We start from the raw sequence: 1524 nt of genomic DNA on the forward strand, positions 1-1524 counted from the left end.
TGGAGAGTGCCCTTGCCATCAGCGCCAACAGTTACCGTGTAATCAGTGCCACCGACGTTAACGGTCAAGGTCGCAGTGGTACCAGCCTGCGGCGGGTTACTCAGCTGGAAGTTGAAGGTGAGGCTTGCATCACCTTCTTTCGCTGCTTCAGCAGTAACCGCCACGGTAGTGGTGTCGATGGTGTCTTCGACAGCAACGGTGGTAGTCGCGCCGGTCAAATCCACAGCTTCGAAATTGCCGCCATTGACCGCAGTGACGGTCGCAGTGACTTCGCTGCCGTCTTTGTAGACGTCTTCAACGTTGGTGTTCGGGACCTGGAGCGAGCCCTTGCCATCGGCACCAACAGTGACGGTGTAATCAGCACCACCGACGTTCACGGTCAAGGTAGCCGTGGTGCCAGCCTGCGGCGGGTTGCTGAGCTGGAAGTTGAAGGTGAGGTTTGCATCACCTTCCTTCGCAGCTTCAGCAGTGACGGACACGGTAGTGGTGTCGATGGTGTCTTCGACAGCAACGGTGGTAGTCGCGCCGGTCAAATCCACAGCTTCGAAGTTGCCGCCATTGACCGCAGTGACGGTCGCAGTGACTTCACTGCCGTCTTTGTAGACGTCTTCAACGTTGGTGTTCGGGACCTGGAGCGTGCCCTTGCCATCGGCACCAACAGTGACGGTGTAATCAGTGCCACCGACGTTAACGGTCAAGGTAGCAGTGGTGCCAGCCTGCGGCGGATTGCTGAGCTGGAAGTTGAAGGTGAGGTTGGCATCACCCTCCTTCGCAGCTTCGGCAGTGACGGCCACGGTGGTGGTGTCGATAGTGTCTTCGACAGCGACAGTAGTGGTCGCGCCAGTCAGATCGACGGCTTCGAAGTTACCGCCGTTGACCGCAGTGACAGTCGCGGTGACTTCGCTACCGTCTTTGTAGACGTCTTCGACATTAGTGTTCGGGACCGACAAGGTGCCCTTGCCATCAGCGCCAACAGTGACGGTGTAATCAGTGCCACCGACGTTAACGGTCAAGGTAGCCGTGGTACCAGCCTGAGGCGGGTTGCTCAGCTGGAAGTTGAAGGTGAGGTTTGCATCACCTTCTTTCGCAGCTTCGGCAGTGACCGCCACGGTGATGGTATCGATGGTGTCTTCGACAGCGACAGTGGTAGTCGCGCCGGTCAGATCCACAGCTTCGAAGTTGCCGCCATTGACGGCAGTAACGGTCGCGGTGACTTCGCTACCGTCTTTGTAGACGTCTTCAACGTTGGTGTTCGGGACCGACAAGGTGCCCTTGCCATCAGCGCCAACTGTGACGGTGTAATCAGTACCACCGACGTTCACGGTCAAGGTAGCCGTGGTGCCAGCCTGCGGCGGGTTGCTCAGCTGGAAGTTGAAGGTGAGGTTTGCATCACCTTCTTTCGCTGCTTCGGCAGTGACGGCCACGGTAGTGGTGTCGATGGTGTCTTCGACAGCAACGGTGGTATTCGCGCCGGTCAAATCCACAGCTTCGAAGTTGCCGCCATTGACCGCAGTGACAGTCGCG

At 58.0% G+C, this 1524-nt stretch carries 1 protein-coding gene; it reads right to left on the reverse strand.

Going from position 1 to position 1524, the window contains the following annotated elements:
• Positions 1-1524: beta strand repeat-containing protein (locus FW789_RS24270; protein WP_446432147.1), on the reverse strand; the 1524-nt coding region annotated here is incomplete at both ends.

The organism is Pseudomonas sp. 1121_17, from assembly GCF_052850745.1.